General features: G+C 69.1%; 18 protein-coding genes. 2 read left to right on the top strand and 16 right to left on the bottom strand.

Annotated elements, in window-relative coordinates; genetic code table 11:
- Window positions 1-6: 6 nt before the first annotated feature.
- A complete protein-coding gene (locus ACSFBM_RS24325) occupies window positions 7-1,398 on the top strand; it encodes an aminopeptidase P N-terminal domain-containing protein (RefSeq protein ID WP_435439762.1) in 1,392 nt (463 codons plus the stop codon).
- On the opposite strand, the gene ACSFBM_RS24320 is transcribed toward ACSFBM_RS24325, so the two are convergent.
- The gene (locus tag ACSFBM_RS24320; RefSeq protein WP_435486673.1) at window positions 1,340-2,314 is read right to left on the bottom strand and encodes a LysR family transcriptional regulator; all 975 of its coding nucleotides are present in this window, start codon (window positions 2,312-2,314) and stop codon (window positions 1,340-1,342) included. The two genes, ACSFBM_RS24325 and ACSFBM_RS24320, sit on opposite strands and share 59 nt — an antisense overlap.
- A gap of 130 nt (window positions 2,315-2,444) precedes the next feature.
- On the opposite strand from ACSFBM_RS24320, the gene ACSFBM_RS24315 reads away from it, so the two are divergent.
- Window positions 2,445-3,521, top strand: a complete 1,077-nt coding sequence (locus ACSFBM_RS24315) for an aldo/keto reductase (RefSeq protein ID WP_435486672.1) — start codon at window positions 2,445-2,447, stop codon at window positions 3,519-3,521.
- Between the two features lie 5 nt (window positions 3,522-3,526).
- Here the strand turns inward: ACSFBM_RS24315 and ACSFBM_RS24310 are convergent, their stop codons facing one another.
- From ACSFBM_RS24310 to ACSFBM_RS24240, 15 genes are all read right to left on the bottom strand, one after another.
- Window positions 3,527-3,889 (bottom strand): DUF3325 domain-containing protein, encoded by a 363-nt coding sequence (locus ACSFBM_RS24310; RefSeq protein WP_435486671.1) that lies wholly within the window; start codon window positions 3,887-3,889, stop codon window positions 3,527-3,529.
- Complete coding sequence (locus ACSFBM_RS24305) at window positions 3,889-5,562, bottom strand: PepSY-associated TM helix domain-containing protein (RefSeq protein ID WP_435486670.1); 1,674 nt, start codon at window positions 5,560-5,562, stop codon at window positions 3,889-3,891. The genes ACSFBM_RS24310 and ACSFBM_RS24305 overlap by 1 nt, the downstream gene beginning before the upstream one ends.
- Window positions 5,559-5,867, bottom strand: a complete 309-nt coding sequence (locus ACSFBM_RS24300; RefSeq protein ID WP_435486669.1) for an iron transporter — start codon at window positions 5,865-5,867, stop codon at window positions 5,559-5,561. Before ACSFBM_RS24300 ends, ACSFBM_RS24305 begins: the two co-directional genes overlap by 4 nt.
- 174 nt (window positions 5,868-6,041) lie before the next feature.
- Complete coding sequence (locus ACSFBM_RS24295) at window positions 6,042-7,415, bottom strand: esterase-like activity of phytase family protein (protein WP_435486668.1); 1,374 nt, start codon at window positions 7,413-7,415, stop codon at window positions 6,042-6,044.
- Window positions 7,416-7,532: 117 nt separating this feature from the next.
- Window positions 7,533-9,821, bottom strand: coding sequence for a penicillin-binding protein 1C (gene pbpC / locus ACSFBM_RS24290; protein ID WP_435486667.1), 2,289 nt, complete (start codon window positions 9,819-9,821; stop codon window positions 7,533-7,535).
- Window positions 9,822-9,983: 162 nt separating this feature from the next.
- Window positions 9,984-16,004 carry an alpha-2-macroglobulin family protein gene (locus tag ACSFBM_RS24285; RefSeq protein WP_435486666.1) on the bottom strand — a complete coding sequence of 2,007 codons (6,021 nt, stop codon included), beginning with the start codon at window positions 16,002-16,004 and terminating at the stop codon, window positions 9,984-9,986.
- A gap of 283 nt (window positions 16,005-16,287) precedes the next feature.
- Window positions 16,288-16,764: a DUF2269 family protein gene (locus ACSFBM_RS24280; protein ID WP_435486665.1), complete on the bottom strand. Its 477-nt coding sequence runs from the start codon at window positions 16,762-16,764 to the stop codon at window positions 16,288-16,290.
- Window positions 16,761-17,135: a DoxX-like family protein gene (locus tag ACSFBM_RS24275; protein ID WP_435486664.1), complete on the bottom strand. Its 375-nt coding sequence runs from the start codon at window positions 17,133-17,135 to the stop codon at window positions 16,761-16,763. Before ACSFBM_RS24275 ends, ACSFBM_RS24280 begins: the two co-directional genes overlap by 4 nt.
- On the bottom strand, window positions 17,132-17,284 hold the full coding sequence (locus ACSFBM_RS24270) for a hypothetical protein (protein WP_435486663.1): 153 nt from the start codon (window positions 17,282-17,284) through the stop codon (window positions 17,132-17,134). The genes ACSFBM_RS24275 and ACSFBM_RS24270 overlap by 4 nt, the downstream gene beginning before the upstream one ends.
- A gap of 7 nt (window positions 17,285-17,291) precedes the next feature.
- Complete coding sequence (locus ACSFBM_RS24265) at window positions 17,292-18,434, bottom strand: saccharopine dehydrogenase family protein (RefSeq protein ID WP_435486662.1); 1,143 nt, start codon at window positions 18,432-18,434, stop codon at window positions 17,292-17,294.
- Complete coding sequence (locus ACSFBM_RS24260; RefSeq protein ID WP_435486661.1) at window positions 18,431-20,068, bottom strand: FAD-dependent oxidoreductase; 1,638 nt, start codon at window positions 20,066-20,068, stop codon at window positions 18,431-18,433. The genes ACSFBM_RS24265 and ACSFBM_RS24260 overlap by 4 nt, the downstream gene beginning before the upstream one ends.
- Window positions 20,069-20,185: 117 nt before the next feature.
- Entirely contained in the window at window positions 20,186-21,742 is a 1,557-nt protein-coding gene (locus ACSFBM_RS24255; RefSeq protein ID WP_435486660.1) for a polyamine aminopropyltransferase, read from the bottom strand.
- Window positions 21,739-21,957 (bottom strand): DUF350 domain-containing protein, encoded by a 219-nt coding sequence (locus tag ACSFBM_RS24250; RefSeq protein WP_019653703.1) that lies wholly within the window; start codon window positions 21,955-21,957, stop codon window positions 21,739-21,741. The genes ACSFBM_RS24255 and ACSFBM_RS24250 overlap by 4 nt, the downstream gene beginning before the upstream one ends.
- Window positions 21,958-22,005: 48 nt before the next feature.
- Window positions 22,006-23,487 (bottom strand): DUF4178 domain-containing protein, encoded by a 1,482-nt coding sequence (locus ACSFBM_RS24245; RefSeq protein WP_435486659.1) that lies wholly within the window; start codon window positions 23,485-23,487, stop codon window positions 22,006-22,008.
- Between the two features lie 124 nt (window positions 23,488-23,611).
- The gene (locus tag ACSFBM_RS24240) at window positions 23,612-24,661 is read right to left on the bottom strand and encodes an SPFH domain-containing protein (protein WP_435486658.1); all 1,050 of its coding nucleotides are present in this window, start codon (window positions 24,659-24,661) and stop codon (window positions 23,612-23,614) included.
- Window positions 24,662-24,769 lie beyond the last annotated feature (108 nt).

The raw sequence follows: 24,769 nt of genomic DNA, 5'->3' as shown, positions 1-24,769 counted from the left end.
AAACCCATGCTCATTGACACCACGATCTACGCCGAGCGCCGCGCGCGCCTCGCCGCGCAACTGGGCAAGGACGGCATCGCCCTCATCCCCACGGCCCCCGAGCGCCAGCGCAACCGCGACAGCGACTTCCTGTTTCGCCACGACAGCTACTTCTACTACCTGACCGGCTTCACCGAGCCCAACGCCTGGCTGGTGCTCTCGGGCGACGGCCGCGCCACACTGTTCTGCGCGCCCAAGGACCTGGAACGGGAAATCTGGGACGGCTTTCGCCTCGGCCCCGAGGCCGCGCCCGCCGCGCTGGGCGTGGACGACGCCCTCTCGATCAACGAGCTCGACACGAAGCTGCCCAAGCTGCTCGAGAACAAGTCGACCGTGTGGTTTCCCTTCGCCACGCACAAGGGCCTGGAGACCCGCATCGACGGCTGGCTGCAGTCGGTGCGCGCGCGCGTGCGCTACGGCGCGCTGTGCCCCGAGGAGCAGCGCGACCTGTGCGGCCTGCTCGACGAGATGCGCCTCGTGAAGGACGCGCACGAGCAGGACGTGATGCGGCGCGCCGCGCAGATCAGCGCGCGCGCCCACATCCGCGCGATGCAGCTGTCGGCGCGCATGCTGCGCGAAGGCAAGGACGTGCGCGAGTACCACCTGGACGCCGAGCTGCTGCATGAATTCCGCCTGGGCGGCTCGCAGTACCCGGCCTACGGCTCCATCGTCGCGGCGGGCGCCAATGCCTGCGTGCTGCACTACCGCGCCGACGCCGCGCCGGTGCGCAAGGGCGAGCTGGTGCTGATCGACGCGGGCTGCGAGCTCGACAGCTATGCCAGCGACATCACGCGCACCTTCCCGGCCGACGGCAAGTTCAGCGGCCCGCAGCGCGCGCTGTACGACCTGGTGCTGCAGAGCCAGTACGCCTCGGCCGCCGCCACCAAGGCCGGCAACCGCTTCAACGACCCGCACGACGCGGCGGTGAAGGTGCTGGCGCAGGGCATGCTCGACCTGGGCCTGCTCGACGCCAACAAGGTCGGCGGCCTGGACGACGTGATCGACTCGCGCGCCTACTTCCAGTTCTACATGCACCGCACCAGCCACTGGCTGGGCATGGACGTGCACGACTGCGGCAGCTACGTCGAGCCCACGCAGGTCGGCGAAGTGAGCGAGCGAAAAGATCCGCTGTCCAACGAAGTCATCAAGAACCGCCCGAGCCGCATCCTGCACCCGGGCATGGTGCTGACGCTGGAGCCCGGCATCTACGTGCGCCCCGGCGAGGGCGTGCCCGAGCAGTTCCACCACATCGGCATCCGCATCGAGGACGACGCGATCGTCACGGCCACCGGCTGCGAGCTCATTTCGCGCGGCGTGCCGGTGGACGCGGACGAGATCGAGGCGCTGATGCGGGCTTGACCGCCCGCTGCGACACCGGCGGCGGCGCATGCCGCGCCTGCAGGAAGTCGATGAACACCCGCAGCTTGCGCGGCATCTGCGCGCGGCTCGGGTGGTACAGATAGAAGCCCGGAAAGGTCGGCCACCAGCGCTCCAGCAGCGGCACCAGCCGGCCGCTTTCGAAGTCTTCGCGCACTGCGCCTTCGAAGGCCGAGGTGATCCCCGCGCCCGCGCGCGCCGCGGCCAGCAAGACCTCGCTGTCGTTGCTGACCAGCGGCCCCGGCAGCGCGATGTCCAGCACGCGCCCGTCCTGCGCGTACTCCCAGCGATAGAGGCCGCCCGTGCTCAGGCGGTAGTTCAGGCAGCGGTGCTCGCGCAGGTCTTCGGGCACCAGTGGCGGCTTGCGGCCCTTCAGGTAGCGCGGCGCGGCGAAGGTGACCATGCGCAGCGGCCCGCCCACCGGCACGGCCACCACATCCTGTGCAAGGCTTTCGCCGAGCCGGATGCCGGCGTCGAAGCCGCCCTCGACCAGTTCGACCATGCGGTTGTCGCAGACCAGCTCGAGCGTGATGTCGGGCCAGGTGTCCGCGAAGTCGCCCAGGTACGGAAAGAGCAGCAGCTCGGCCGCCACCCGCGAGACGTTCAGGCGCAGCAGTCCGGCTGGCTTGTCGCGCGCCTCGTCGAGGCCTTCGACCGCCTGGGCCAGCGCGTCGAGTGCGGGTCGCGCGCCGTTCAGCAACTGCTGGCCCAGTTCGGTCACGCCGACCCGCCGCGTGGTGCGGTCCAGCAGGCGCACGCCCAGGCGCTGCTCCAGCGTGCGCACGGTCTGCGACAGGGCCGAGGGCGACACGCCCAGTTCTTCCGCGGCGCGCGTGAAGCTGGCGTGGTGCGCCACGCGGGCGAAGGCGGCGATGGCAGGGAGCAGCTCGGGCGACATGGCTTTCATTATGAAGACAGGCTTCACAAAGCATCAACCCCAGCGGTCTTTTTCCAGAGGAATTCCAGGCCTACCTTCGAGGCCATGGCGATGCGACCGCACCGCCAGCCATCTCGAAAGGACATTCACCATGAAGCTGGACAACTACCTCACCCTCGGCCGCTCGGGCCTGCGCGTCAGCCCCATGTCGCTGGGCACCATGACCTTCGGCAGCGACTGGGGCTGGGGCGCCGACGCCGTGGAGTCGCGCCGCATGTTCGACCTGTACCTGGAACGCGGCGGCAACTTCATCGACACGGCCAACTTCTATACCAACGGCAGCTCGGAGAAGCTGCTGGGCCAGTTCATCGCCGAGCGGCGCGAGTCGGTGGTGCTGGCCACCAAGTACACGCTGAACATGCAGCCCGGCAACCCCAATGCGGGCGGCAACCACCGCCGCAACATGGTGCGCTCGGTCGAGGCCAGCCTGAAGCGCCTGGGCACCGACTACATCGACCTGCTGTACCTGCACATCTGGGACAACCTCACGCCCATCGACGAAGTGATGCGCGGCTTCGACGACCTCGTGCGCTCGGGCAAGGTGCTCTACGCGGGCATCTCCGACACGCCGGCCTGGCAGGTGGCGCGCATGCAGACGCTGGCCGACCTGCGCGGCTGGACGCCGCTGGTGGCGCTGCAGATCGAGCACAGCCTGATCGAGCGCACCGTGGAGCGCGAACTGCTGCCGATGGCCCACGAGCTCGGCCTGGGCGTGATGGCGTGGTCGCCGCTGGGCAGCGGCGTGCTGTCGGGCAAGTACACGCGCGCCGACCTCGCGCAGATGAAGGGCGCCACGTCGGGCACGGCAGGCGTCTCGGGCACGCGCAAGGACCTGGTCGCCATCAACGGCGCGCTGAGCGGCCGCACGCTCGACATCGCCGACGTGGTCGCGCAGATCGCGAAGGAGCAGGGCCGCTCGTCCGCGCAGATCGCGCTGGCCTGGCTGCTGCACCGCAGCGCGCCGACCGTGATGCCGATCGTCGGCGCGCGCACCTTCGCGCAGTTCAAGGACAACCTGGGTGCGCTCGACGTGGAACTCGATGCCTCGGCGCTGCAGCGTCTCGATGCAGTCAGCGCCGTGCCGATGGGCTTCCCGCACGACTTCATGGCGCTGCCGGTGACGCAGGGCGTGCTCTCGGGCGGCACCGCGGCGCGGCGCCCGGCCTGAACGGCTCAGGCCAGCAACAGGAGCAGCAGGTAGAGCAAGCCGCCGCCCACGGCGACGAGCGCCGCGGCCGACCCGATCCACGGAAACCGCCGCGGCGCGCAGCCCAGCAGCCCGACCGTCGCCAACGCGGCGGCCGTGAGCGCGCCCAGCCACAGCACCCAGCCGATCGAGCTCCCCGCGGCCTGCAGGCTCGCGGCCAGCGACAGGCACAGCAGCACGGTGCCGCCCAGCTGCAGCCAGCGCCGCCACGTGCCCGGCGAGCTGCCGCGGCCGTAGACGTCTTCGCTGTGGCGGTCCATCGCGAGGCTCAGCGCGCAGAAGCCGCCGAGCGAAGCGGCGAACACGAGGGCCAGGAGCAGCGAATCCATCACGAACCCTGTTCCGAGGTGACGAGCGCGGACTGCGCCGCCGGCGTGGCCTTGGCCGCCGCCGGAGCGGCCTTCCTGGCCAGCGACGTGCGGCGCTTGCGCTCCACGATCCAGACCGCGCTCGCCAGGCCCAGGCCCAATGCAATCGCGACGAGGTCGAAGCCGGCCACCGCGCTCGGGCCCGAACGCAGGCTCACGGTCAGCGGCGCGGGACCCGTGAACGCGTTGAGCACCGGCAGCAGCACGAACAGCAGCGCGCCGAATGCCAGCTGCGCCTGCCACATGCGCAGCGTCGGTCGCAGCAGGCCGAGCACGGCGGTCGCGCCCCAGACGATGAAGAACCAGCGGATCTCGACCGCGCCGCGCTCGGCCACGTCGACCGGCACCAGCCGGTTGGCCCAGAAGAAGGCGGCCATCGCCACCGGCAGGCCGGCGACGGCGCCGACATTCAGCCCGTCGACCAGCCGCAGGCCGAAACCGATGCGCCCGCCCTGCTTGAGCGTTTTGGCAAACTTCTGGCGCTCCTTCACGGCCCACAGCAGCAGCCCGGTCGCCACCATCAGGCAGCCGGCCAGGCCCGAGAGGAAGAACAGCGCGCGCACCAGCGGATCGCCGAAGCGCCCGATGTGCAGGCCGTAGAGCACGCCGCGCGTTTGCGCGGCCGGCCGGGGCACGTCACCGAAGGCGCCGATCAGCGCGCCGGTGGCGCCGTTGAACTGCATCGACGGCTGGTCGTACGACAGCTGCGGCCCTTCGGCGCGCGTGAGCGAGACCACCGCGTTGGCATCGTTGGGCTGGTGCACGGTGATGCGGCCCACGGCGGCGCCGTTCCAGTGCGCCGAGGCCTGGGCCAGCATCGGCGCGAGGGGCGCCAGCGGCGCCTTGGTGCCCGAGGCCTTGACCTGGTCGCGGCCGCTGCCCGGGAAGGCTTCGGCGAAGAAGGCCTGCTCGCCGCCGCGGTCCTTGTAGGCCACCTGCGGGCCCCAGGGCATGTACATGAACATCAGCGTGACCAGGCCGGTGTACGTGATCATCAGGTGATAGGGCAGCGCGAGCACCGCCGTCACGTTGTGCGCGTCGAGCCAGGAGCGCTGGCCCTTCTTCGGACGGAAGGTGAAGAAGTCCTTGAAGATGCGCTTGTGCGTGACGATGCCGCTGAAGATGGCCACCAGCATGAACATCGCGCAGAAACCCACGATCCAGCGTGCCCACAGCGCGGGCATGTAGTGCAGGTCGAAGTGCAGGCGGTAGAAGAACTCGCCGCCGCGGGTGGCGCGCGGCGCGGACATCGCTTCGCCGGTGGCCGGGTCGAGCGAGGCGCGGTCGAAGCGGCGGCGCGGCCTCTCGGCGGGTGCGGCACCGGCGGCGGCGGGCGCCGGCGCGGCGAGATACAGCACGTCGGTCGAGGGCTGGCGCTCGGTCGGCAGGTTGATGAACCAGCGCGGGCTGCCGGCGCCGTGCCGCTGCAGGTAAGCCACGGCGCCTTCGGCGGCCTGGAGCGGCGGCACCGCGTGCTGCGCCACCGCATGCAGCTCGGGCTTCATCCAGAACGTGATCTCGTCCTTGAAGTACGAGGCCGTGCCGGCCGCGAACACCATGAACAGCACCCAGCCGACCAGCAGCCCCGACCAGGTGTGCAGCCACGCCATCGACTGGCGAAAACCTTCCTTCATGCGGCGCCCCCGGCGATGCGCAGGAGCACGAACAGCAGCACGGCGAGCGGTGCGGCGGCAACGGCCAGGCCGGTCCATGCGCGCACGGCGGTGCGCGCGGCAAAGACCCACATCACGGCCAGCGCGAAGACGATGAAAGAGGCCAGCGTGCCGGTCATGGCGGCTTCGCTGCGTGCCATGCCGAAGGCGGCGGGCAGGCACAGCGCGAGCACGGCGGCAGAGAGCGCCGCCACGCCGTAGCCGCCGGCAATGGCGGCCACCGCGCGGGACGCCACGCCGAGGCGATGGCGAACGCCGGTGCTCACGCCGCGCGCCGGACGGCGCGCGAGGTCGTTCGGAAATTCATGGGAAAGGGGACGAGGGAATATGCTTGAAGATGAGAATCATACGCATTTGGCGCAATTTCCCCAACCTACACCTCACCCGCCCTGCCTGCGCGCGGGGCAATGCGGCCCCCGGGCGCGCCCCGTGCCCGCCGCCTACTTCGCCTGCAGCAGCGCGCCCGCTTCCAGCAGCACCAGCTCGTTGTCGTCGGCCTTGTTCGGCTCGCGGCTGCTCGAGAAGGGCAGGTTGTTGTCGTTGCCGACCACGATGTGCGTGGCGTCGACCACGTCGACGTTCTCGATGGTGAAGAACGGGAACTTCAGCACGCCGTCGTTCAGCGGCTTGCGCGCGAGCTTGTCGGGATCGGCAATGTTCAGCAGGTCGATGTAGCCGATCTTGCGCACCGGGCCGCCCACGTTGGCGTCGCTCAGCTCGACCTTGTAGACGCGCTTGAACTTCGCGATGTCGTGGAAGCAGTCGGTGCGCTTCTGGCCTTCGGGGCAGGCCTTGTCGCTCGTGCCTTCACCGTTGTCGCGCTCGATGATCAGGCCCATGGCACTTGTGCCATCTCCTGCCTTGCCGTCGATCATGTTGAAGTCGCCGATGGCGTTGCCGTTAGCTTCCAGCACGTACTTCCAGTGGCGCCACGTCCACTGCTCGGTGGCCACGTCGAACTCCAGCACGCGCAGCGCCTCCTTGCCCTCCACGCGCTCGTAGTCCTTGGCCTCGGCGTTCCACACCGGGCCTTCGAGCAGCGCATACAGCTTGCTGCCGTCCTTCGAAGACGCCATGCCCTCGAAGCCCTTGGAGCGCTTGATCTGGAAATCGACCGCGCCACCGGGCGCGCCCGGCGTGGTCACCGCCGGATGGTCGGGCGAGCGCACGGCCTTGCCGTCGACCAGCGTGTCGAACACCGCGAGCACCTTGCCCTTGAGGTCGGCCTTGATCAGGAAGGGGCCGAACTCCTCGCCGATCCACAGCGCGCCGCCGGCGAACTGGAAGCTCTCGGGGTCGAAATCCGAACCCGTCAGGTAGCGCTGCTTGGTGCCCTCGTGGACGATGCGAAACGGCACCTTCTTGTCGGGGTCGTGCAGGAACACGGTTTGCAGCCGGTCGAACTTGCCGCTCTTGAAGTCCACCTTGTAGTGGTTCAGGTAGAGCATGAAGTCGGGCGAGTTGGCCTTGGCGCCCGCGCCGTTGTCGGTGAGGATCCAGAACGTGCCGTCGTCCATCTTCTTGATGCCCGAGTGGCCCTGCAGCGGCTGGCCCTTGAAGGGCACCGAGATCCCCGTGCCGCGCCCGGCCGAGAGGCCTTCGACGGTGCCGATGGCCTCGACGCGCCTGGGCGTCGTGAACTTGCCGCTGACCTGCAGGTCGGCCGGCGCGTCCTTCGGCGCTGCCACGAAGCTCTGCGCGGGCAGCACGGCGTGGCCGGCGAGCGTGGACGGAAAGGCGGTCTGCGCCGCCGCGCTGCCGCAGGCGAGTGCGGTGGCCAGGGCGATGAAGGAAAGGGAAGCGAGGCGCGTCATGAACGTAGAAGTTCCAAGTCGAAAACGCGTGACCATGCCGGGCAGGCATGACGCGACCATGACATCCGGCGGCCATGACATCCGGCGACCATGACATCCGGCGACCATGACATCCGCTCAGGGTGCGATATCCACCGTCACCTCGCGCGATTCGGCGCGTCCCTGGTCGTCGACCGCGCGCAGCACGTAGCGCCGGCCGGACTCCGAAAGGCTCGGCATCCAGGTGATGCCTTCTCCTGGCGCGGCACGGCCGATGAGCGCGTCGTCGGCGAACCAGTACACCGCCTGCGTGCCTGCGGCGGCCTCGGCGCGCAGCACCAGAGGCTCGGGCTTGTTCACGCGCAGCGTGTGGCGCACGCCGCGCAGCGGCGAGGTGATGAGCGGCGCGCCCTCGGGTGCATCGCCGTCCTTCTCGCAGCCGTCGGCCGGTGCGCTCGCGCGCGGCAGCCCGGCCTGGCGGAACAGGCGGCGCATGTCGCTGCCCCACTGTTCCACCACCTGCTGTCGTGCGTTGGGCTGCGGCCCGCACACCACCTTGCCGGTGGTCTCGTCGACCCACACCGCGCGGTGCAGGTTGCTGACCTGGATCGGCGACTTGCCGGCGATGAACCACGTCGTCGCGCGCACCGGGCACAGCGCATCGGGCAGGCCGCCGGTGGCGGCGCACACCTCGACCTGGCGCAGGTCCGGCGGCTGGCGCGACGCGACTTCACCCGGGTCGAGCCGCTCGGCGCGCAACGCGTCGACCATGCGCAGGAACAGCGGCGCGGCCGCATCCACGCCCACCAGCGCGGGGTTGCTGGTGCCGTCGAAGTTGCCCACCCACACCACCAGCACATGGCGGCCGAACACGCCGGCCGTCCATGCATCGCGAAAGCCCCATGACGTGCCCGTCTTCCACGCGACGGCGGGGCGCGCGGGCAAGGTGGTGTCGGGACGCGGCGTGTGGCGCAGCATGTCGAGCGTGATGAACGATGCCTCTTCGCTCAGCAGGCGCAGCGGCTGCACAGGCGGCTCGTCGGGCGCGGGCTGCGTATAGCGGATGGGCTGCGAAATGCCGCCGTTGGCCAGCGTCGCATACATGCCCGCGAGCTCCTCGGGCGTGACCTCGCCGCCGCCCAGCACCAGCGCCAGCCCGTAGTGCGATTCGCTCTGCAGCTTCTGCACGCCGGCCAGCCGCATGAAGTCGTACAGCCCCGGTTTCGAGAGCTTGGCGGCCACGGCCACCGCGGGAATGTTGCGGCTGCGGATCAGCGCCTCCTGCGCCGACAGCGGACCGGCGAAGCGGTGGTCGAAGTTCTCGGGCGTGTAAGGGCCGAAGGAGGTCGGCGCGTCTTTCAGCATCGTGCGCGGATGCAGCAGCCCCTGGTCGAGCGCCAGCGCATAGATGAAGGGCTTGAGCGTGGAACCCGGCGAGCGCTTGGCCAGCACGCCGTTGACCTGGCCCGAAATGGCGTCGTTGCGGAAGTCGGCCGAGCCGATCATGGCGCGCACCTGCATGGTCGAGGCGTCGAGCAGCAGCGCGCTCGCGTTGGTCATGCCCACGTCGGCATGCGTGCGCAGGTACTGGCCCATCACGCGCTCCAGCGTGGACTGCACGCGCAGGTCGATGGTGGTGCGCACCTCCTGCACGCCGCGCTCCTGCGCAAGCAGCATGTCGGTGGCGTGCGGCGCCAGAAAGGGCAGGCTGCCGCGCGACTGCGCCGAAAGCGCGAGCTGCGCGTCAGGCGCATGCTGCTTGGCGGTGGGGTCGCGCTCGGCCCACAGCGCCCACAGGCGTTCGCGCGCCGACTGCAGCTCGGTGTTGCGCCCGCGCTCGGCAATGCGCTTGACGGGGTTCTGCGGAATCACCGCGAGCGTCAGCGCCTCGGGCAGGCTGAGCCTGGCGGCGTCCTTGCGGAAGTAGATGAGACTCGCCGCCTGCACGCCTTCGATGTTGCCGCCGTAGGGCGCGGTGTTGAGGTAGGCCTCCAGGATGTCGTGCTTGCTGAAGCGTGCTTCGAGCCACAGCGCGGCGAAGATCTGCCCGATCTTGCCGGTGGGCGTGCGGCTGTCGATGCCGTACACGCGGCGCGCGAGCTGCATGGTGAGCGTGGAGCCGCCCTGGCGGCGCTCGCCGCTGGCGATGCGCCACGCGCTGCGCGCCAGTGCGGCGGGGTTGACGCCGGGGTGCGCGTAGAAGCGGCGGTCTTCGTACAGCAGCACCGCATCGACCAGCGTGGGCGAGATGCGCGCGAGCGGCACCCAGAGCCGGTACTGTTCATCGCCCGCGAGCGTGAGCCGCATCAGTTCGCCGCCCTGGGCGTAGACGGCGCGGGAGCTGCCGACGGTTTCGCTGAGCGGGGCGTGAGGCCAGAGGCGCAGCAGGGCGAGCAGCGCGGCAATGACCGCAAGGACGACGAGCATCTTGCGCCCCCGTGTCTTGCCCCCTCTCCCGCGTGCGGGAGAGGGCTGGGGTGAGGGGAGCGGCGACGGATCAAGCAGCGTGTTCATGGGAAGGCCTGGCCCTCACCCTAACCCTCTCCCGCACGCGGGAGAGGGGACAAGACCGAAGGCCGCGGTGGTCACTCAGTTGCCCACCACCTGGAAGCGACCACCCGCCGAGCGCGAGAACACGCGCCGGTCGTACATCGCCTCGCCGTACGCCGCCGGCACCACGTAGTCGCCCACGTTGGTCGCGCGCGCCTTGTAGGTCACTTCGAGCAGGTCCTTGCCGACGCCGCCGTAGAACACCACGCGGTCTTCGCGGATGTCGGCGTACTGCACCTGCCACGAGCCGCCGCCGCCCAGGCGCTTCTTCCAGATCGGCGCGTCGGCGTTGGCATCGTCGTCGTCGCCCACCGCCTGCAGCACCGGCTCCAGCCCGCCGGGCAGCACGTCGACCAGCGCCACGTCGGCGATCTGCGCGCGGTCCAGGCTGCGCACGCGCACCCGCACCGTGACCTCGTCGCCGAGCTTCACCTTGGTGACCGGGTTGCCCTTGGCGTCGAGCACCTCGTGGAATATTTCCATGCCCTGGTTCACCGGCGTGGCGGGCACGTTGCGCTCGAAGCCCTGCTCGGCCCAGCTGTAGTACAGGTTGAAGTCGCTGTCGTTCGACAGCTTCAGCTTCGCGGTGCCGGCCGGCACCGCGGCGCGCGTGATCGGGTTCACCGCACCCAGTGCCAGCGCGGCGGCCTGGCCCTGCGCGTTGACGGCGCTCGCCGTGAGCTTGCCTTCGGCGTTCTGCCCCACGGCCTCGAAGTACGAGTCGACCGCCAGCAGCATCGAGGCCGACGACAGGCTGTTGTACCAACCGTCGCGCACCATCGCGGCCATGCCTTCCCACACGGCGGGCTTCAGCGTCTTCAGGCGCGCCGGAAAGTGGCGGCCCACCAGGTGCAGCGTCATGCTGTCGTGCACCAGCGGGTCGTAGTAGGCGCCCCAGACGTTGCGGCGCTGCTTCTTCTCGGTGCGCGCGAGCAGGTCGCTCCACACCGGGTCGAGCAGCTCGTTGGCTACCTGCTCCTGCTTCACGAGCTGGTAGCTCGCGGCGAGGTACACAGCGCCCAGGTCGTCGTTCCAGCCCTGCGTTTTCTTGTTGCGCCAGGCTTCGCGCAGGTTGGCCAGCGCGGCCGGCGCGATGATGCCCTGGCGCGTCAGCAGGTAGGCCGCCTGCGTGCGCTGGCGCCAGCCGTCGAGCGTGGCGTCGCCGCTGCCGAGCCAGCCCTGCAGGTAGGTGTTGGCCTTCTGCAGCAGGTCTTGCGGCACCGGCAGCTTGTGGTCCCTGGCCTCGACCAGCAGGTGCACCGCATAGAGCGTGGCGAAGGCATCGGTGCCCGCGCCGGGCCACAGCGAGAAGCCGCCGTCGGCCGTCTGCCGCGCGCGCAGCTGCACCAGGTAGCGCTCGAAGGTCTTGCGCGCCTCGGGCAGCGGGCCTTGCTCCGCGGTGCGGCCGCGCGCCATTTCCTTCACCAGCTCGGGCCGGCCCGACAGCAGCACCGCCGGGAAGGTCTGGCTCGTGATCTGCTCGGTGCAGCCGTGCGGGTAGGCCTCCAGGTACTGCATGAGGCCGGTCGCAAAGGCCCAGGGCGCGGCCGACACGGCCACGTCGCTCTGGCGGAAGTTCGGGTACAGGTCGGCCTTGCTGCTGAGCTCGCCGGCGCGCTGGAAGCTGCCGGCCTGCACCAGCGTGACGAAGGGCGATGCGGGCCGCACGCTCACCTCGGTCGACAGGCGCGCGCTGAAGGTCTTGTGCGTCGAGGTGAACACCAGCGCCGAAGAACCCAGCACCGCCTGCTCGCCCGGCTTGGCGCGCACGTTGAATTTGGTGCTGGCTTCACCGCGCTCGTTGACCTTGAGCGTCTGCGTGGCGTCGCCCACCACTTCGAGGCCGCCCGAGGCGGTGAGCGTCAATGCAATCGGCGCTTCCTTGCCGGAGCCCGCGATGTTGTTCGCCAGGCCCACGCCCACCTCGACCGTGTCGCCCGGCGCCATGGCGAGCGGTGCGTTCGGCAATATCACCATGTCGCCGCGCACCACGGTGCGCGTGCTCTTGGCGGCGGTGGCTTCGTCGTTGATGGCCACGGCCATCACGCGCAGGCTGCCGTTGAAGCTCTCGGGCACGGTGTAGCTGAACTCGCGGCTGCCGTTCACGTCCACCAGGCCCGACCAGTAGGCCACCGGCTTGTCGCGCTTGCGCTTGAACGGGTTCAGGTGCTTGCCGAGCTCGCCTTCGCCGTCGCCGCCGGGGGCCGCGCCCTGCATGAGCTTCTTGAACTCCGGCAGGATCAGGTCGAGCGTCTGCAGCGTGCCCACTTCGAGCGCGCGCTTCTGAAAGAAGTGCTTCAGCGGGTCGGGCGTCTTGTAGCGCGCCACCTGCAGGATGCCCTCGTCCACCGCGAACACCACGGCGCGCGTGGGCGTGTCGCTGGTGAGCTTCATCTTCACCGTCTGCCCCGGCTTCACCAGCTCGCTGCTGGTGAGCTGCAGGTTGGCCGTGCGTTTGGTCAGCGCGGTGGCGAAGGGCACGATGCCGTACGACAGCGGGCTCATGTAGACCTCGTCCGAGGACGGGTCGCGCACGAAGTGCACGTTGATGTAGCCGGTGCCCTCGAAGTCCTTGGGCAGCACGATCTTCTGCACCGAGGCGGTCTTGTCGGTCTTGAACCACGCATGGGCGTAGACCTTGTCGCGCTCGATGGTGATGAGGCCCGCGCCCACGTACGGGGCACGAATGCTCACCGCTATTTCCTGGCCGGGCTCGTAGTCCTTGCGGTCGAGCGTGAGCTGCAGCTCGGCATTGCGGTCCAGCGAGCGCGACACATTGGCGTTGCCCGCCACGCTGTACTCCACGCGGTTGAGCTCCTGGCCCTGCGCGTTGCGCACCACGTAGGCGAAGTTGCCGGGCGCGGCGGTGTCCAGCGACACGGTGTTGCCTGCTGCGGCAATGGCGAAGGGCTTCTCGTCGAGCACCACTTCCTTCTTGCGCGACTCGTAGCGGTACAGGCCGTTGTCCTGCTTGACGAGCACCGACAGCACCTTGCGCTCCACGCGCTCGAGCTTCAGCTCGGCCACGGCCGTCTTCTTCGCCTGCGGGTCGATGGCGATCACGGTGGCGTTGCGCGCGGCGCCCTTGCTCACGTAGGCCACATCGCCGTCGACCTTCACGCCCACCAGGTAGGGCATGTCGCTCACCAGCGTCTGCGCCTCGGCCGACACGCTGCGCCCGCCCTCGGGCTCGAAGGCCTTGGCCAGCACGTGCACCTGGTAGGTGGCCGCGTCGAAGCGCGACAGGCGCAGGTCGAACTCGGCCTTGCCGTCGGCGCTGGTCTGCACGCTGCCCAGGTCGTCGACCTGCTTGTCGGCGGCGCGCTGCGGGTCGAAGAAGGCGTAGTCGGTGAACGCGCGAAACACCGGGAAGCCCGGGCTCAGCGTGAGCGTGCCTTCCACCTTGCGGTCGGGCGCGGGCGTGCCGAAGAGGTTCTGCACGTCGACGAGGGCCTTCAGGTCCTTCGGCTTGACCCAGCCTTCGGCCGCCTCGCTGCTGAGCCTGGCGGTGACCTTGCTGCGGTCTGGCAGGAACTCCTGCACTTTCACGGTGGTGCTGCCGATGAGCAGGCCTTCGACCTCCGGCGTGCCGGGCGACGATTCGCGCGGCAGGTAGAGGTTGACGGTGTAGTTGCCGGTGGGCGAGCTGTCCTGCGTGGTGTGGGCGATTTCCGCCGCGCCGCCGGGGCCGAGCTTGAGCTTTTCGCGGCGCACGCTGAGGCCGCGCGCGTCGATGATCTCGGCTTCCAGCGGCAGGTCGCGCAGCGAGGTGCCCCAGTTGCCGGCTTTCACCATCATCGCGATGTGCATCGTGTCGCCGGGGCGGTAGATGCCGCGGTCGCTGAACACATAGGCCGTCATCTGGTTCGGCACGCCGGCCGCGCGCAGGCCGCCGACGTCAAAGCGCGAGATGTCCAGCGTGCGGTCGCTGCGGTTGAAGGGCAGGAAGCTCAGGTCGCCGTCCTTGCGCACGACCAGCACCACGGGTGTCTTCTCGCGCTGGTAGCCGGCCAGGTTGGGCAGCTTCGCGGCGCCGGTGGCGTCCGTGGTCTGCGACGCGACGATCATGCCGTTGCGACCCCACACCTCCACCAGCGCATTGGCCACGGGCTGGCCGTTGGCGATGCTCTGCACGAACACGTCGCGCGTGCCGTCGAGCGACTTCTTCGCGACGATGCCCAGGTCGGTGACGAGCACCAGGCGCTGGTCGAGCTGCTGCTCGGGGTTGCCGGCTTCGCCGTTGCTCTCATCTCCGTCGGAGGACTGTTCTTCCTGCTGCTGTTCGTCTTCCGGCTGGGCTTCGCCGCCGCCTTCGGGCTTCTTTTTGGCCTTGGGGTCGTAGCCCTGCACCTTCAGCAGGAACACGCCGCGCCGGTCGGCCACGTCGTTGCGCAGGTACTCCGCGAAGTCGACCGTCTCGTAGTGCGCCTTGCCGGCGGGAATGCTGAGCGGAATTTCCTTCTGGAAGCGGTCGACCAGGTTGTCCGACGTGAGGCCGCCGTAGAACTGCGGATGCGAGAAGTCGCCGTTGGTCTGCGTCACCAGGTGCTGCAACTGCTGCGGCAGCAGGCGGCCGATTTCCAGGCGGATGCCGGGCAGGTCACGCACCAGGATCGGCAGCTTGCGCTCGCCCGACAGCGCGAGCAGCGAGCCCTGGCTCATGATGCTGAGCTCGGGCGCGAAGGTCTTGAGCAGGCGCACGTCCTGGCGCGCCGCACCCAGCTGGTAGCCGCCGGGCGTCTTCAGGCCCTTGGCAATGCGCACCAGCAGGTAGCGCCCGCCCTCGGCCTGGGGCATGCGGAAGCTGACCATGTCGGTCACTTCGCGCTCGCTGGCGATGGGCTGCAGGTTGATCTTCTTCGCGCGGCGCAGCACGGCGTCGGTCACCTTCGCCGGGTCGGCCGACCAGTCGAACTTCTCCTCGTTGTCGTCCTTGTTGCCCTTGGCCTCCTCGGTCGCGGGCAGCAGCCAGGCTTGCACCACGCGCGCCATTTCGCGCTCGTGCACGGGCATGGAGGCGCTGACGTGCATCACGTGCTCGGGCTCGCCGTTCTCGCCGGTGACGATGGTCGGGTCGATGCTGGCGATGCTCAGGCTGAAGAGGCCGGGAATGTCGACCGCGCGGGACACGTCGTTGCGCAAGGCCGGGCCGCCCTTTTGCGCGAGCGCGCCTGCCGTGAGGCTCAGCACCACGGGGCGGGTCTTCTCGGGAATGGGCAGCGGCTCGGACTGCAGGGTGGCGTTGAGGCGCAGCTTGTCGTAGCTGACGGTGAACTTCTCGCTGGCGCACTTGCCGACGCTGAAGAACGAGGTGCTGCAGGCCTGGTCGTAGGTGAGCACCAACCGCTTCTCGAGCTCGGCGGTGTTGACGGGGTGCGAGAAGCGCACCTGGAACAGCGCGCGACGCACGTTGGCCTGCACCGGATCTTGATAGAACTCGGCGCCGGCGATCTGGGCGGTGAACTCGGGGGAGCTGAACTCGTACTTGCGCTGCGCCATCTCGATGTGCGGCGCGAGCGCGTTGCCGGCAAGCTGCACCTTGTAGGGCTGGCCGACGGGCCAGTCTTGCGCGGGCAGGAACTCGAGCCGGTTCTGTTGGGTCCAGGTCCAGCGGCCTGCGATGGCAGGCTCGATGCTGACGCCGGTGGCCTCCTGGCCGATGCGCGCAATGGGCGCCACCGAGGCCGAGAAGTTCATGACGAAGGGGTTCGGCCCCTTGTCGAGCTCGATCAGCGTGCGCTGCGGCGGTTCGATCTTGGCGGTGGCGACGACGGGCTCCACGCGGTCGGGCGTGAGGCCGTGCCACCACTTCAACACATGGGGGCTGGCCATCCAGCCGGCGAGCACCAGCAACATCAGCAACACAAGCCATGCCAACCGTTGCTGAAGCCACTGCAACCCGAGCAGCGCGAAGGCACCCGCGATGCGCAGCCAACCCGGCGGTCGCCATGACCCGATGAGCCCACGGGCCACCGGACGCAAGAAGCCGAGCACACGGCCCAGTCCGCTAAAGAGCACGTCACTGAACGACGCGAGTTTTCGATTGGCGACTTGAAGCATGGATGCCTCCGCTGTTTTTGTTGGCGTTGGGGAGTGTGCTCAGGGCTTGTGAAGCAATGGCGATGTGTGTGAAGTCTTTGTGAAAACCGCACGGGTTTCGGGGCGGGTGAACAGGACGCCGGGTACTCCCCTCCGCGAATGTCCCCCGGGGCTGCGCCCCTCCTCCTTTATTTCGCTGCGGGGAGCACCCGACGCCCTGTCCACTTGGGCACGCTGCCGGAGAACCGCGATCAACGACCGCTGCCAACAGCGATCACGCCCTGAACGACGCATCGGCTTCATCTCAGAACGAGAGCTGCGGTTTGTTCACCATCAGGTAGAACACCACCGCCATCGCCACGAAGGCCGGGTAGCCGAGCAGTTCCCAATAGCGTTGGTACCGCGCGTAGAGCGGCGGCAATGCGGTGCCTTCGCGGTGCGCCTGCGACGCGATGGCCGCCATGCGAATCTGCAGCCACACCACCGGCAGCCAGCACAGGCCCGCGACCACGAACAGCAGCAACGACAGCGCGAGCCACGGCGTGGACATCGGCCAGCCCGCCATGTGCGCCAGCGCGAACCCGGTGGCCGGCTGCAGGATGACGGTGGGCGTGGTGAACCACCAGTCCGCGCGCACCACCAGCCGGCTGACCACCGCCTGCGCAGGCACGCTGCCGCTGCGGTTGGTGAAGAACATGTAGAACGCCGAGCCCAGCCCCGTGCCGACCATCAGCACGCTGGAGACGATGTGCAGCCACTTGAGGACGAGGTACGTGTTCATGGTGTGGCGCGTCGGTACAGGTGCCAGAGCAGGGCGGCGATGGGCAGGTTCTTGAGCAGCGGGCCGAGCGGATGCAGCCACAGGCTCGGCTGGAGCACGGTCGCCACGGCGGTCATGACGGCCATCAACGCGAACGCCGCGGCGTAGCTCGCGCGGCCCGGCCAGCGCCACAGCGCGATGGCGATGAGAAGGTCTGCGGCCGCACCGCCGACGATCAGCCCCTGCACCAGCCACGGCGGCGACGCAATGCCCGCGGCGGCCAGCACCTCGCGGCTCTGCCCGTTCAGCTCGACCAGGCTGGCGACGGCGGTGAAGAGCCACACGGCGACAAGGCTCAGGCGCAGCAGGCGATCGTCGTCGCAACGGGTCATGCCGCGCCGGCCCCGTGCTGCGTGTCGCGGTGCCGCATGGAAACGGCCCAGCGGCTGAAGGAGAAAGAGCGGCCGACCAGCGAATCCCAGCGCGCGCGCCACACATGGAAGTGGAAGGCGTCGAAGACCACGTCGGCGGGTGCCGGCATGTCGAACTCAAAGCGGCGGTGCGCCATGGCCTTGCACCGCGGTTGCCGCCTCTTCGACGATGTCGGTCACCATGCCCCAGCGCGCGAACTCGGGCGCGAATTCGTCCAGGGCCAGCAAGCCGGCGCAGGCATGCGCGCCCGTGGGCAACGCATCGCTGCGCGCGAGCCGGCGCGCCAGCAGGATGGCGGCCATGCACGGGATCTCCGGTCCGTGGTTGTGGTCCGCGGCGATGTGCCAGGCGCGGCGCGCTGCCCGGCCTTGCGTGTCCGTGCCTTCGACGCGCACCACCATGCCGCCCAGCGCGGTGCCGAGCGCATCGAATACGCGGCCTGCCGAATGCAGCAGCGGCGCCAGCTTGCGCGGCGCGGGCAGCAGGCCCACGCGGCGCATGAAGGCCATGAGCGCGAACGCGTGCTGCGCCAGCCCGACTTCGAGCGCGGCGCGGAACATGACCGACTGCACGCCGGAGTAGCGAGAGGGAAGAAGCTCGAGGTCGGGGATGTCGCACAGCGCACCGCGCCTGGGCTTCATGCGCGCGAACTCGATCTTCACCGGGTCGGCCCAGCCGAGCCGCTCGACCCACCGGCCGCCCTGCCACACGCGGACCGGCTCGCCGCAGTAGGCGAGCACGCCGGCCAGCGTGGCCTCGCCGCGCGGCGCGCCTTGGGCCGGGGCGATGCAGATGTCGATGCTGCGAATGCATTGCCAACCCGCCGCGAGGTGGTCGACCACCGCCGAGGACAGCGCGGGCACGGTGCTGGCGCCACTGACCGCGGTGCGGCCCGCGTTGCGGAAGGCGGCATCGAGCGCCGCCGGAAAGTCGCACACGAAGCGTCGGCCGTCGGCCAGGTCGATGTAGTGCGCGCCTGCTGCGGCCACGGCCTGGGGCACGCGGTAGTCCTGGCTTTGAAAGGGCCCCGCCGTGTGGATCACCAGGTCGACACCCAGCTCGCGCAAGGTGGCCGCCAGGTCGCCCGCCTGCACATCGAGGCGGACACCGCGCGCACCGCCGCCGAGCGAATCGGCCAACGCGGTGGCACGCTGCGCATCGCGCCCCGCCACCAGCAACGCGATGCCGGGGTCGGCGGCCAGTGCGCGGCAGATGCGCGCACCGAAGTTGCCGTAGCCACCGAGCACCAGTGTCTTCATGCCACTGCGGTCCCGGCCACGTGCCCGCGCGTGAAGGCCTCCTCGAAAATCGAATAGCCCGACCAGTCGGCATGCGCGAACGACAACCGGCCCGCGACGACGCTGCCGCGGTGCGCGTCGTCCGGCGCGCTGCGCTGCGAACCGATCTGCGCGAGCAGGCCGGGTCTGGGGATGGACATCGCATGCCCGTAGCGCGTGATGTCGATGCGCGTGGCCAGCGAGGGCAGGTCGGGGTGCGGCACCGACAGCTCCGCGAGCAGGTCGTCGCGCCAACCGGTCCAGGGGCGCTCCAGCAGGAGCTTGCGGCCGTCGACCGTGTCGTAGCTGCTGGCGCCCAGCGGGCGGTACCAGCTCAGCACGGTGCCGCGCGGTGTGGGGTCCAGTGTCTGGTGGCGCGCGTCGACATAGCCCAGGCCCTTGGTGCCGTACACCACGTTGTCCCAGCTCGGCGCGGCGCCGTGCCGGTCGGCCAGCGGCCCGCGCAGGTGGATGTTGGCCACCAGCCAGGGCGCGTAGCGCACGTGCGCGGCGGCGTTCTTCAGCACCTCGGGCGGGTTCTCGACCACGCGCGCGGCGATGAACACCGGCAGCGCGACGATGCAGCGCTCGGCCTGCCAGCGCACCAGCGACTTCGTGGCGGTGTCCCACGCATCAACCTCGACGCCGCCGCGCACGTCGGCGATGCGTGTGACGACCTGGCCGGTGCGCAGCCGCTCGCCGAGCGGCTTGGCAAGCTGCTTCGTGAGCCAGCCGTTGCCTTCGGGCCAGGTGAGGATGCCGTCGCGCTCGGGGTTCGCGTCATTGGCGCTGCCGGTCGGATCGCCGGGCGCATGAAAACCGTGCCGGCTGGCGAAGTAGTGGATGCCGGCCCAGGCCGACACCTGCGCGATGCCCGCGCCGTAGTCGTCGCGGCAGCAGTACTCCAGGTACCAGCGCAGCTGCACGTCGCTGAAGCCCTCGCGGTCGAGCCAGCTCGAAAAGGGAATCGCGTCGAGCGCCAGCAGCTCGGGCGTGACGGCGACCTTGAGCGTGGGAATGGCGAAGTGCGCCGCGTGCTGCAGCGCGTCGATGCGCTGCGAGAACTTGCGGTACTGCGCCAGCGTGCCTTCGCCCACGCCGTGCACGGGCAGCAGGCCGTCCTGCCATTCGCCCTGGAAGAACAGGCGTTCCTGCGGGCTGTGGCACAGCGTGACCTCGTCGTACGCCCAGCGGCCCGCCACGCGGCGGCGCAGGCCGAGCTCCTCGAGCAGGTCCTGCACCTCGCGCGCATCGTCGCCGGGCACGGGCAGGTAGTGCGCGCCGAGCGGGCAGGCAATGCCGTTGACCATGCCGCCGCGCGCGTTGCCCCCGGCCGTGTCTTCGAGTTCGAGCAGCGTGAAGTCGTCGATGCCCGCGAGCCGCAGGGCGCGTGCGGCGGCGAGCCCGGCGACGCCGCCACCGGCGATGACGACACGGGTGCGCTTCACGACAGCGGGTGCCGCGCTCTTGAGCGCGCCGTCGCGCATCGCATGGCCGCGCGCCACGTCGATGCCGGTGAAACCGCCTTCAATGGGCGCGGGCGGCGCCTCGCAGCCCGCAAGCGCCAGGGCGCCCGCCGCACCTGCGGCTGCGCCAAGGAAGCCACGGCGCTTCATCGGATCCGTTCCCTTCGGGGAACACCGCGGATGCGGCTTCGCCGGGCCGCAGGTGTTGCCCCCGGCAGGGGGTTGGCGAAGCGACACGAAGTGCACGCAGCCTGGGGGCGAGCCATATCAATGCGCCATCACCTTGCCCCACTCCTGTTCGTAAGTGGTGACGAGGATCTGGTTCGACAAACGGTTCACTTCCGTCGGCACGCGCGCCATGTCGAGCGGAAAGTCGAACATCAAAGGCAGCGTGGAAGGCGAGAGAAAACGCAGGCCCGGCGGCAGCGCGTCGGGCATGCGGTACGGCCGGCGGCTCGCGATGATGTAGCCCCATTCGCCGAAGCTCGGCACATGCGCGTGGTACGGGGTGGCGCGCAGGCCCACCGATTCGATGGTCGTCGCCACGGTCCAGTAGCTCTTGCGTGCCACCAGCGGCGAGGTGGTCTGGATCACCGCGTAGCCGCTGGCCGACAGGCGCTTTTCGAGCAGCGCATAGAAGCTGTTGGTGTAGAGCTTGCCGATGGCGAAATTGGTCGGGTCCGGAAAGTCGACCACGATCACGTCGTACATGTCGCCGGGTTGCTGCAGCCACTGGAAGGCGTCGGTGTTGACGATCTTCACCTTCGGCGAGGACAGTGAATGGCCGTTGAGCGCGGCCAGCGTCTCGTGCGTGGTGAAGAGCTGGGTCATGTTCGGGTCGAGTTCCACCAGCGTGACCGACTCGACCGACGGGTACTTCAATATCTCGCGCACCGCCATGCCGTCGCCGCCGCCGAGCACGGCGACCTTCTTGGGCGCGCCCTGCGCGGCCATCACCGGATGCACCAGGGCCTCGTGGTAGCGGTACTCGTCGCGCTCGGCGAACTGCAGGTTGCCGTTCAGGAACAGGCGGTGGCCGAGCAGCCCGCGCGTGACCACGATGCGCTGGTAGGGCGAGGTGGCGCTGAAGACGATGTGGTCCTGGTAGAACTTGTCCTCGGCCAGCGTCGTGATGTGGTCAGCCCAGATGAAGGCCGCGAGCAGCGCGGCCAGCGCCAGGAAGCAGGCCACCGCATGCGCGCCGATGCGGCGCAGCTCATGGCGGAACAGCCACAGCGCCCACACCGCCACGGCGGCGTTCATGAAGCCGAACAGCAGGCCGGTGCGGATCATGCCGAGCTGCGGCACCAGGATCAGCGGGAACGCCACCGACACCGCCAGCGCGCCGAGGTAGTCGAAGGTGAGCACCTGCGACACCAGGTTCTTGAGCACGATGTTGCGCTTCAGGATGCGCATCACCAGCGGAATTTCCAGCCCCACCAGCGTGCCCACGACCATCACCAGGCCGTACAGCAGCAGGCGGAAGGCGCTGGGCACGTAGGCGTTGGCCAGGAACAGGATCGCTGGCAGCGCGCCGCCGATCAGCGCCACCATCAGCTCGATGCGAAGAAAGTGCGCGGGCAGCTGACGGTCGAAATAGCGCGAGAGCCACGAGCCCACGCCCATGGCGAACAGGTAGGTGCCGATGATGGTGCTGAACTGCAGCACCGAGTCGCCGAGCAGGTAGGAGCTCAGCGCGGCCGCGCTCAGTTCGTAGACCAGCCCGCAGGCGGCGACCACGAACACGCTGGCAAGCAGCGCGATCTCCACGGGTTGCGGCCCCCGCGCATCCGGGGTGCGCGCGGGCAGGGCCGCGTCGCTCAATGGATTGCTGCGGCCACGATGATGCTGATGCCCAGGCTCATCGCGGCAACCACCAGCCCCAGCGCCACGTTCTGCTTCTCGACGATCTCGCCCCACAGGTCATAGGGCGTGATCTTGTCGATGATCAGGAAGCACAGCCAGAAGATCACGACGCCGATCAGCGCGTACACGAGCGATCCGAGGACCACGCCCGGTTTCAGCCATTCAAATCCCATGGGGACCTCCAGTCGTAGTAATAAGAAACATCGCGTGCATCTTCGCCGTCATTTGTGGCCGCCGCCACTCGAATAGCCGCCGTACGAGCCGCCCGAACTGCGCGAGCCGCCGGACGATCCGCCGCTGCAGGTGCTCAGGATGATCAGCAGGATGATGATCACCACGATGATGAGGATGATGGTGCCGCAGCCCATGCCCGAGGCGGCGCTCACGGGCAGCGCGTCGGCCCGCTTGAACATGTCCTTCTTGGCGTCGAGCTTGAAGGCGGTGGCCACCACGCCGCTGTCGAGCTTGATGCCCGACGACCACGTGAGCTCGTTGGCCGAGCGCTCCATCGACAGCAGCGCGGGGCCGTTCGCAAAGTCGCGGTTGAAGGTTTTCTGCCCGCGCTCGACCTGCCAGTAGAACTCGCCCGCCACGTAGGTGGTCTCGGCGTTGTAGGCGTACTGCTGCTGGTAGCGCTTGTTGAGGTAGGTGGCGGTGCTGCCGTTCTCGGCCATCACCGGCGCGCCGGTGGTCGGCTTGACCATGCTCCAGCCGTCCTCGGCGTCCACCAGGAAGCTGAAGCCGCGCTTCTTGTTGTAGAGCAGGTACTCGTCCCAGCCGAACATCTCGTCGTCGCCGGGCTCGGTGCCCATGCGGTGCTGGAAACCCACGACCTGCCACTGCGCGCCCTGCAGCTGGCCCGTGGCGCCCAGCGCGATGAGCGGGCGCACGGGCTCGTCCTGCGTGGCGTGCTTCAGCTCGCCGCCGATGCCTTGCGACAGGTCGATGATGCTGTTGCACGAACGGCAGGTGATGCTCTTGCTGTCGGCCAGGTTGACGGTGACGGGCGATCCGCAATTGGGGCAGTTGAAGCTGCGGCCCGTCTCGTTCTTGGCGGAGTCCTCGCGCAGGCCGGTGAGCTGCAGGTCTTCGAGCTGTACCGAACGGCCCAGGGAGGCCGCCGGCGGCGCGGTGCCGTAGTCCAGGCTGAGCACCAGCCCCTTGTCGTTGCGCAGCTCGACCATTGCGAACGAGCGGCCGAGCTCGGGCAGGTGCGGCAGTTCGCCCTGCGCGGAGGTCAGCGCCACCTGCTCGTTCGAGGTGACGGTGTAGCTCTGGCCGGCGAAGGCGGTGGTGGCGCCCACGCGCAGTTCGTTCCAGGGCGGCGCGGTGCGCTGGATGTCGAAGGGCAGCGCGAACACGTAGGCGCCGTTGTCCTCGCTCAGCACGCCGGTGCGCTCGCCGTCGAGCGCGGCGATCCACTCGGTCCAGCGGCCGCCGGGGTAGGTGTACTGCAGGCGGCCGATCAGCGTGAAGGGCTTGTCCTGGATGCGGCCGGCGGCGAACAGCTGCAGCGGGCTGAAGTCGTCGAACAGCTCGGCCATCTTGCCGGTGCGCGCGAGCGTGTCGCCCTGTCGCACGACGGTGCTCTGGCAGTAGGGACAGACCGCGTGCGTCGACTGCGCCGAGCGGAATTCGACCGGCGCGCCGCAGCCGGGGCAGGGCGCGCGGTAGTAGCGTTGGTTGCCGGTTTCCTCAGCCATGAAGCGATGCTGAAGACAAGGCGAACGAGGCGGGAGATACCGCGGAACCGGCTACGCCGGGCCGCAGGTATCGCCCCCTGCAAGGGGGGAGGAGTAGCGACACGAAGTGCGCGAAGCCTGGGGGTTAGACCAGCTTCTTGAGCAGTTCGACCTTCTTGGCGTCGAACTCTTCCTGCGTGAGGATGCCCTTGGTCTTGAGTTCGCCGAGCTTCTCGAGCGTGGTCATCACGTCGGTCGCGCTCACCACGGCCACGGCGGGCTGCTGCTGCGTGGCTGCGGCCTGGGCGGCCGCGTTCGGGCTCAGGCCCTGCGCGAGGTTCTGCGCCAGCACCTGGCCGAGCGCCACGCCGGCACCCAGGCCCATCGCGTCGCCGGCGATGCCGCCGCCGTTGGCAGCGCCTTCGGCGAACTTGGGGATGGCCTGCGCCGTCTGGTACTGCATGAACTTGCCCATGTCGTTGCCGACCATGCCCATGCCGATCTTCTGGTCCAGGATCTTCTGCAGCTCTTCGGGCAGCGAGACGTTCTGCACCGTGATGTTCTCGAGCTTGATGCCGATCTTCTCGAACTCGGGCACCAGCTGCGCGGCGAGCGCCTGGGCGAACTGGATCTGGTTGGCCGCGAGGTCGAGGAAAGGCACGCCGCTGGACGCGATGGCGTTGCTGATGTTCTGCAGCACCAGGCCGCGCAGCTGGCCGTCGAGGTCGGCCACGCTGTAGATGTCGCGCGTGCCGGAGATTTCGGTGTGGAACAGCTTGGCATCGCCGATGCGGAAGCTGTAGTTGCCGAAGGCGCGCAGGCGCACGGCGCCGAAGTCCTTGTCGCGGATCGTGATCGGCTGGGGCGTGCCCCACTTCTGGTCGACCTGCTGGCGCGTGCTGAAGAAATAGACGTCGCTCTTGAAGGGGGACTCGAAGAGCTTGTCCCAGTTCTTCAGGTACGTGAGCACGGGCAGCGTCTGCGTCGTGAGCTTGTACATGCCGGGGCCGAACACGTCGGCCACCTTGCCTTCGTTGACGAACACGGCCACCTGCGACTCGCGAACGGTGAGCGAGGCGCCGTTCTGGATTTCCATCTCCGCCATCGGGAAGCGCCAGGCCAGCGTGCCATCGCCGGTCTCCGTCCACTGGATGATGTCGATGAACTGTTTCTTGATGAAATCCATCAGCGCCATGGTCGCTCCTCTTCAGGTTTTTTCAGGTTTTGTCCGAGCCGTGCATATTGCCACAGCGACTTGACGGCGCAACCCGTGCATTTGGTCATGGGCGCCCCCGGCCATGCG

Source organism: Variovorax pasteuri (assembly GCF_051216435.1).
GTDB lineage: Bacteria > Pseudomonadota > Gammaproteobacteria > Burkholderiales > Burkholderiaceae_C > Variovorax.
Note: the sequence above shows the minus strand (reverse complement) of the source record. Positions and strands in the feature narration are given on the sequence as shown.

Excerpts from the sequence above, each read along its gene's own strand:
- ACSFBM_RS24310 (WP_435486671.1), bottom strand. The coding sequence starts at position 3,889 with ATGGATTCGCTGCTCCTGGCCCTCGTGTTCGCCGCTTCGCTCGGCGGC.
- ACSFBM_RS24320 (WP_435486673.1), bottom strand. The coding sequence starts at position 2,314 with ATGTCGCCCGAGCTGCTCCCTGCCATCGCCGCCTTCGCCCGCGTGGCG.
- ACSFBM_RS24285 (WP_435486666.1), bottom strand. The coding sequence starts at position 16,004 with ATGCTTCAAGTCGCCAATCGAAAACTCGCGTCGTTCAGTGACGTGCTC.
- ACSFBM_RS24295 (WP_435486668.1), bottom strand. The coding sequence starts at position 7,415 with ATGACGCGCCTCGCTTCCCTTTCCTTCATCGCCCTGGCCACCGCACTC.
- ACSFBM_RS24250 (WP_019653703.1), bottom strand. The coding sequence starts at position 21,957 with ATGGGATTTGAATGGCTGAAACCGGGCGTGGTCCTCGGATCGCTCGTG.
- pbpC (WP_435486667.1), bottom strand. The coding sequence starts at position 9,821 with ATGCTCGTCGTCCTTGCGGTCATTGCCGCGCTGCTCGCCCTGCTGCGC.
- ACSFBM_RS24280 (WP_435486665.1), bottom strand. The coding sequence starts at position 16,764 with ATGAACACGTACCTCGTCCTCAAGTGGCTGCACATCGTCTCCAGCGTG.
- ACSFBM_RS24305 (WP_435486670.1), bottom strand. The coding sequence starts at position 5,562 with ATGAAGGAAGGTTTTCGCCAGTCGATGGCGTGGCTGCACACCTGGTCG.
- ACSFBM_RS24240 (WP_435486658.1), bottom strand. The coding sequence starts at position 24,661 with ATGGCGCTGATGGATTTCATCAAGAAACAGTTCATCGACATCATCCAG.
- ACSFBM_RS24275 (WP_435486664.1), bottom strand. The coding sequence starts at position 17,135 with ATGACCCGTTGCGACGACGATCGCCTGCTGCGCCTGAGCCTTGTCGCC.
- ACSFBM_RS24315 (WP_435486672.1), top strand. The coding sequence starts at position 2,445 with ATGAAGCTGGACAACTACCTCACCCTCGGCCGCTCGGGCCTGCGCGTC.
- ACSFBM_RS24270 (WP_435486663.1), bottom strand. The coding sequence starts at position 17,284 with ATGCCGGCACCCGCCGACGTGGTCTTCGACGCCTTCCACTTCCATGTG.
- ACSFBM_RS24325 (WP_435439762.1), top strand. The coding sequence starts at position 7 with ATGCTCATTGACACCACGATCTACGCCGAGCGCCGCGCGCGCCTCGCC.
- ACSFBM_RS24245 (WP_435486659.1), bottom strand. The coding sequence starts at position 23,487 with ATGGCTGAGGAAACCGGCAACCAACGCTACTACCGCGCGCCCTGCCCC.
- ACSFBM_RS24265 (WP_435486662.1), bottom strand. The coding sequence starts at position 18,434 with ATGAAGACACTGGTGCTCGGTGGCTACGGCAACTTCGGTGCGCGCATC.
- ACSFBM_RS24260 (WP_435486661.1), bottom strand. The coding sequence starts at position 20,068 with ATGAAGCGCCGTGGCTTCCTTGGCGCAGCCGCAGGTGCGGCGGGCGCC.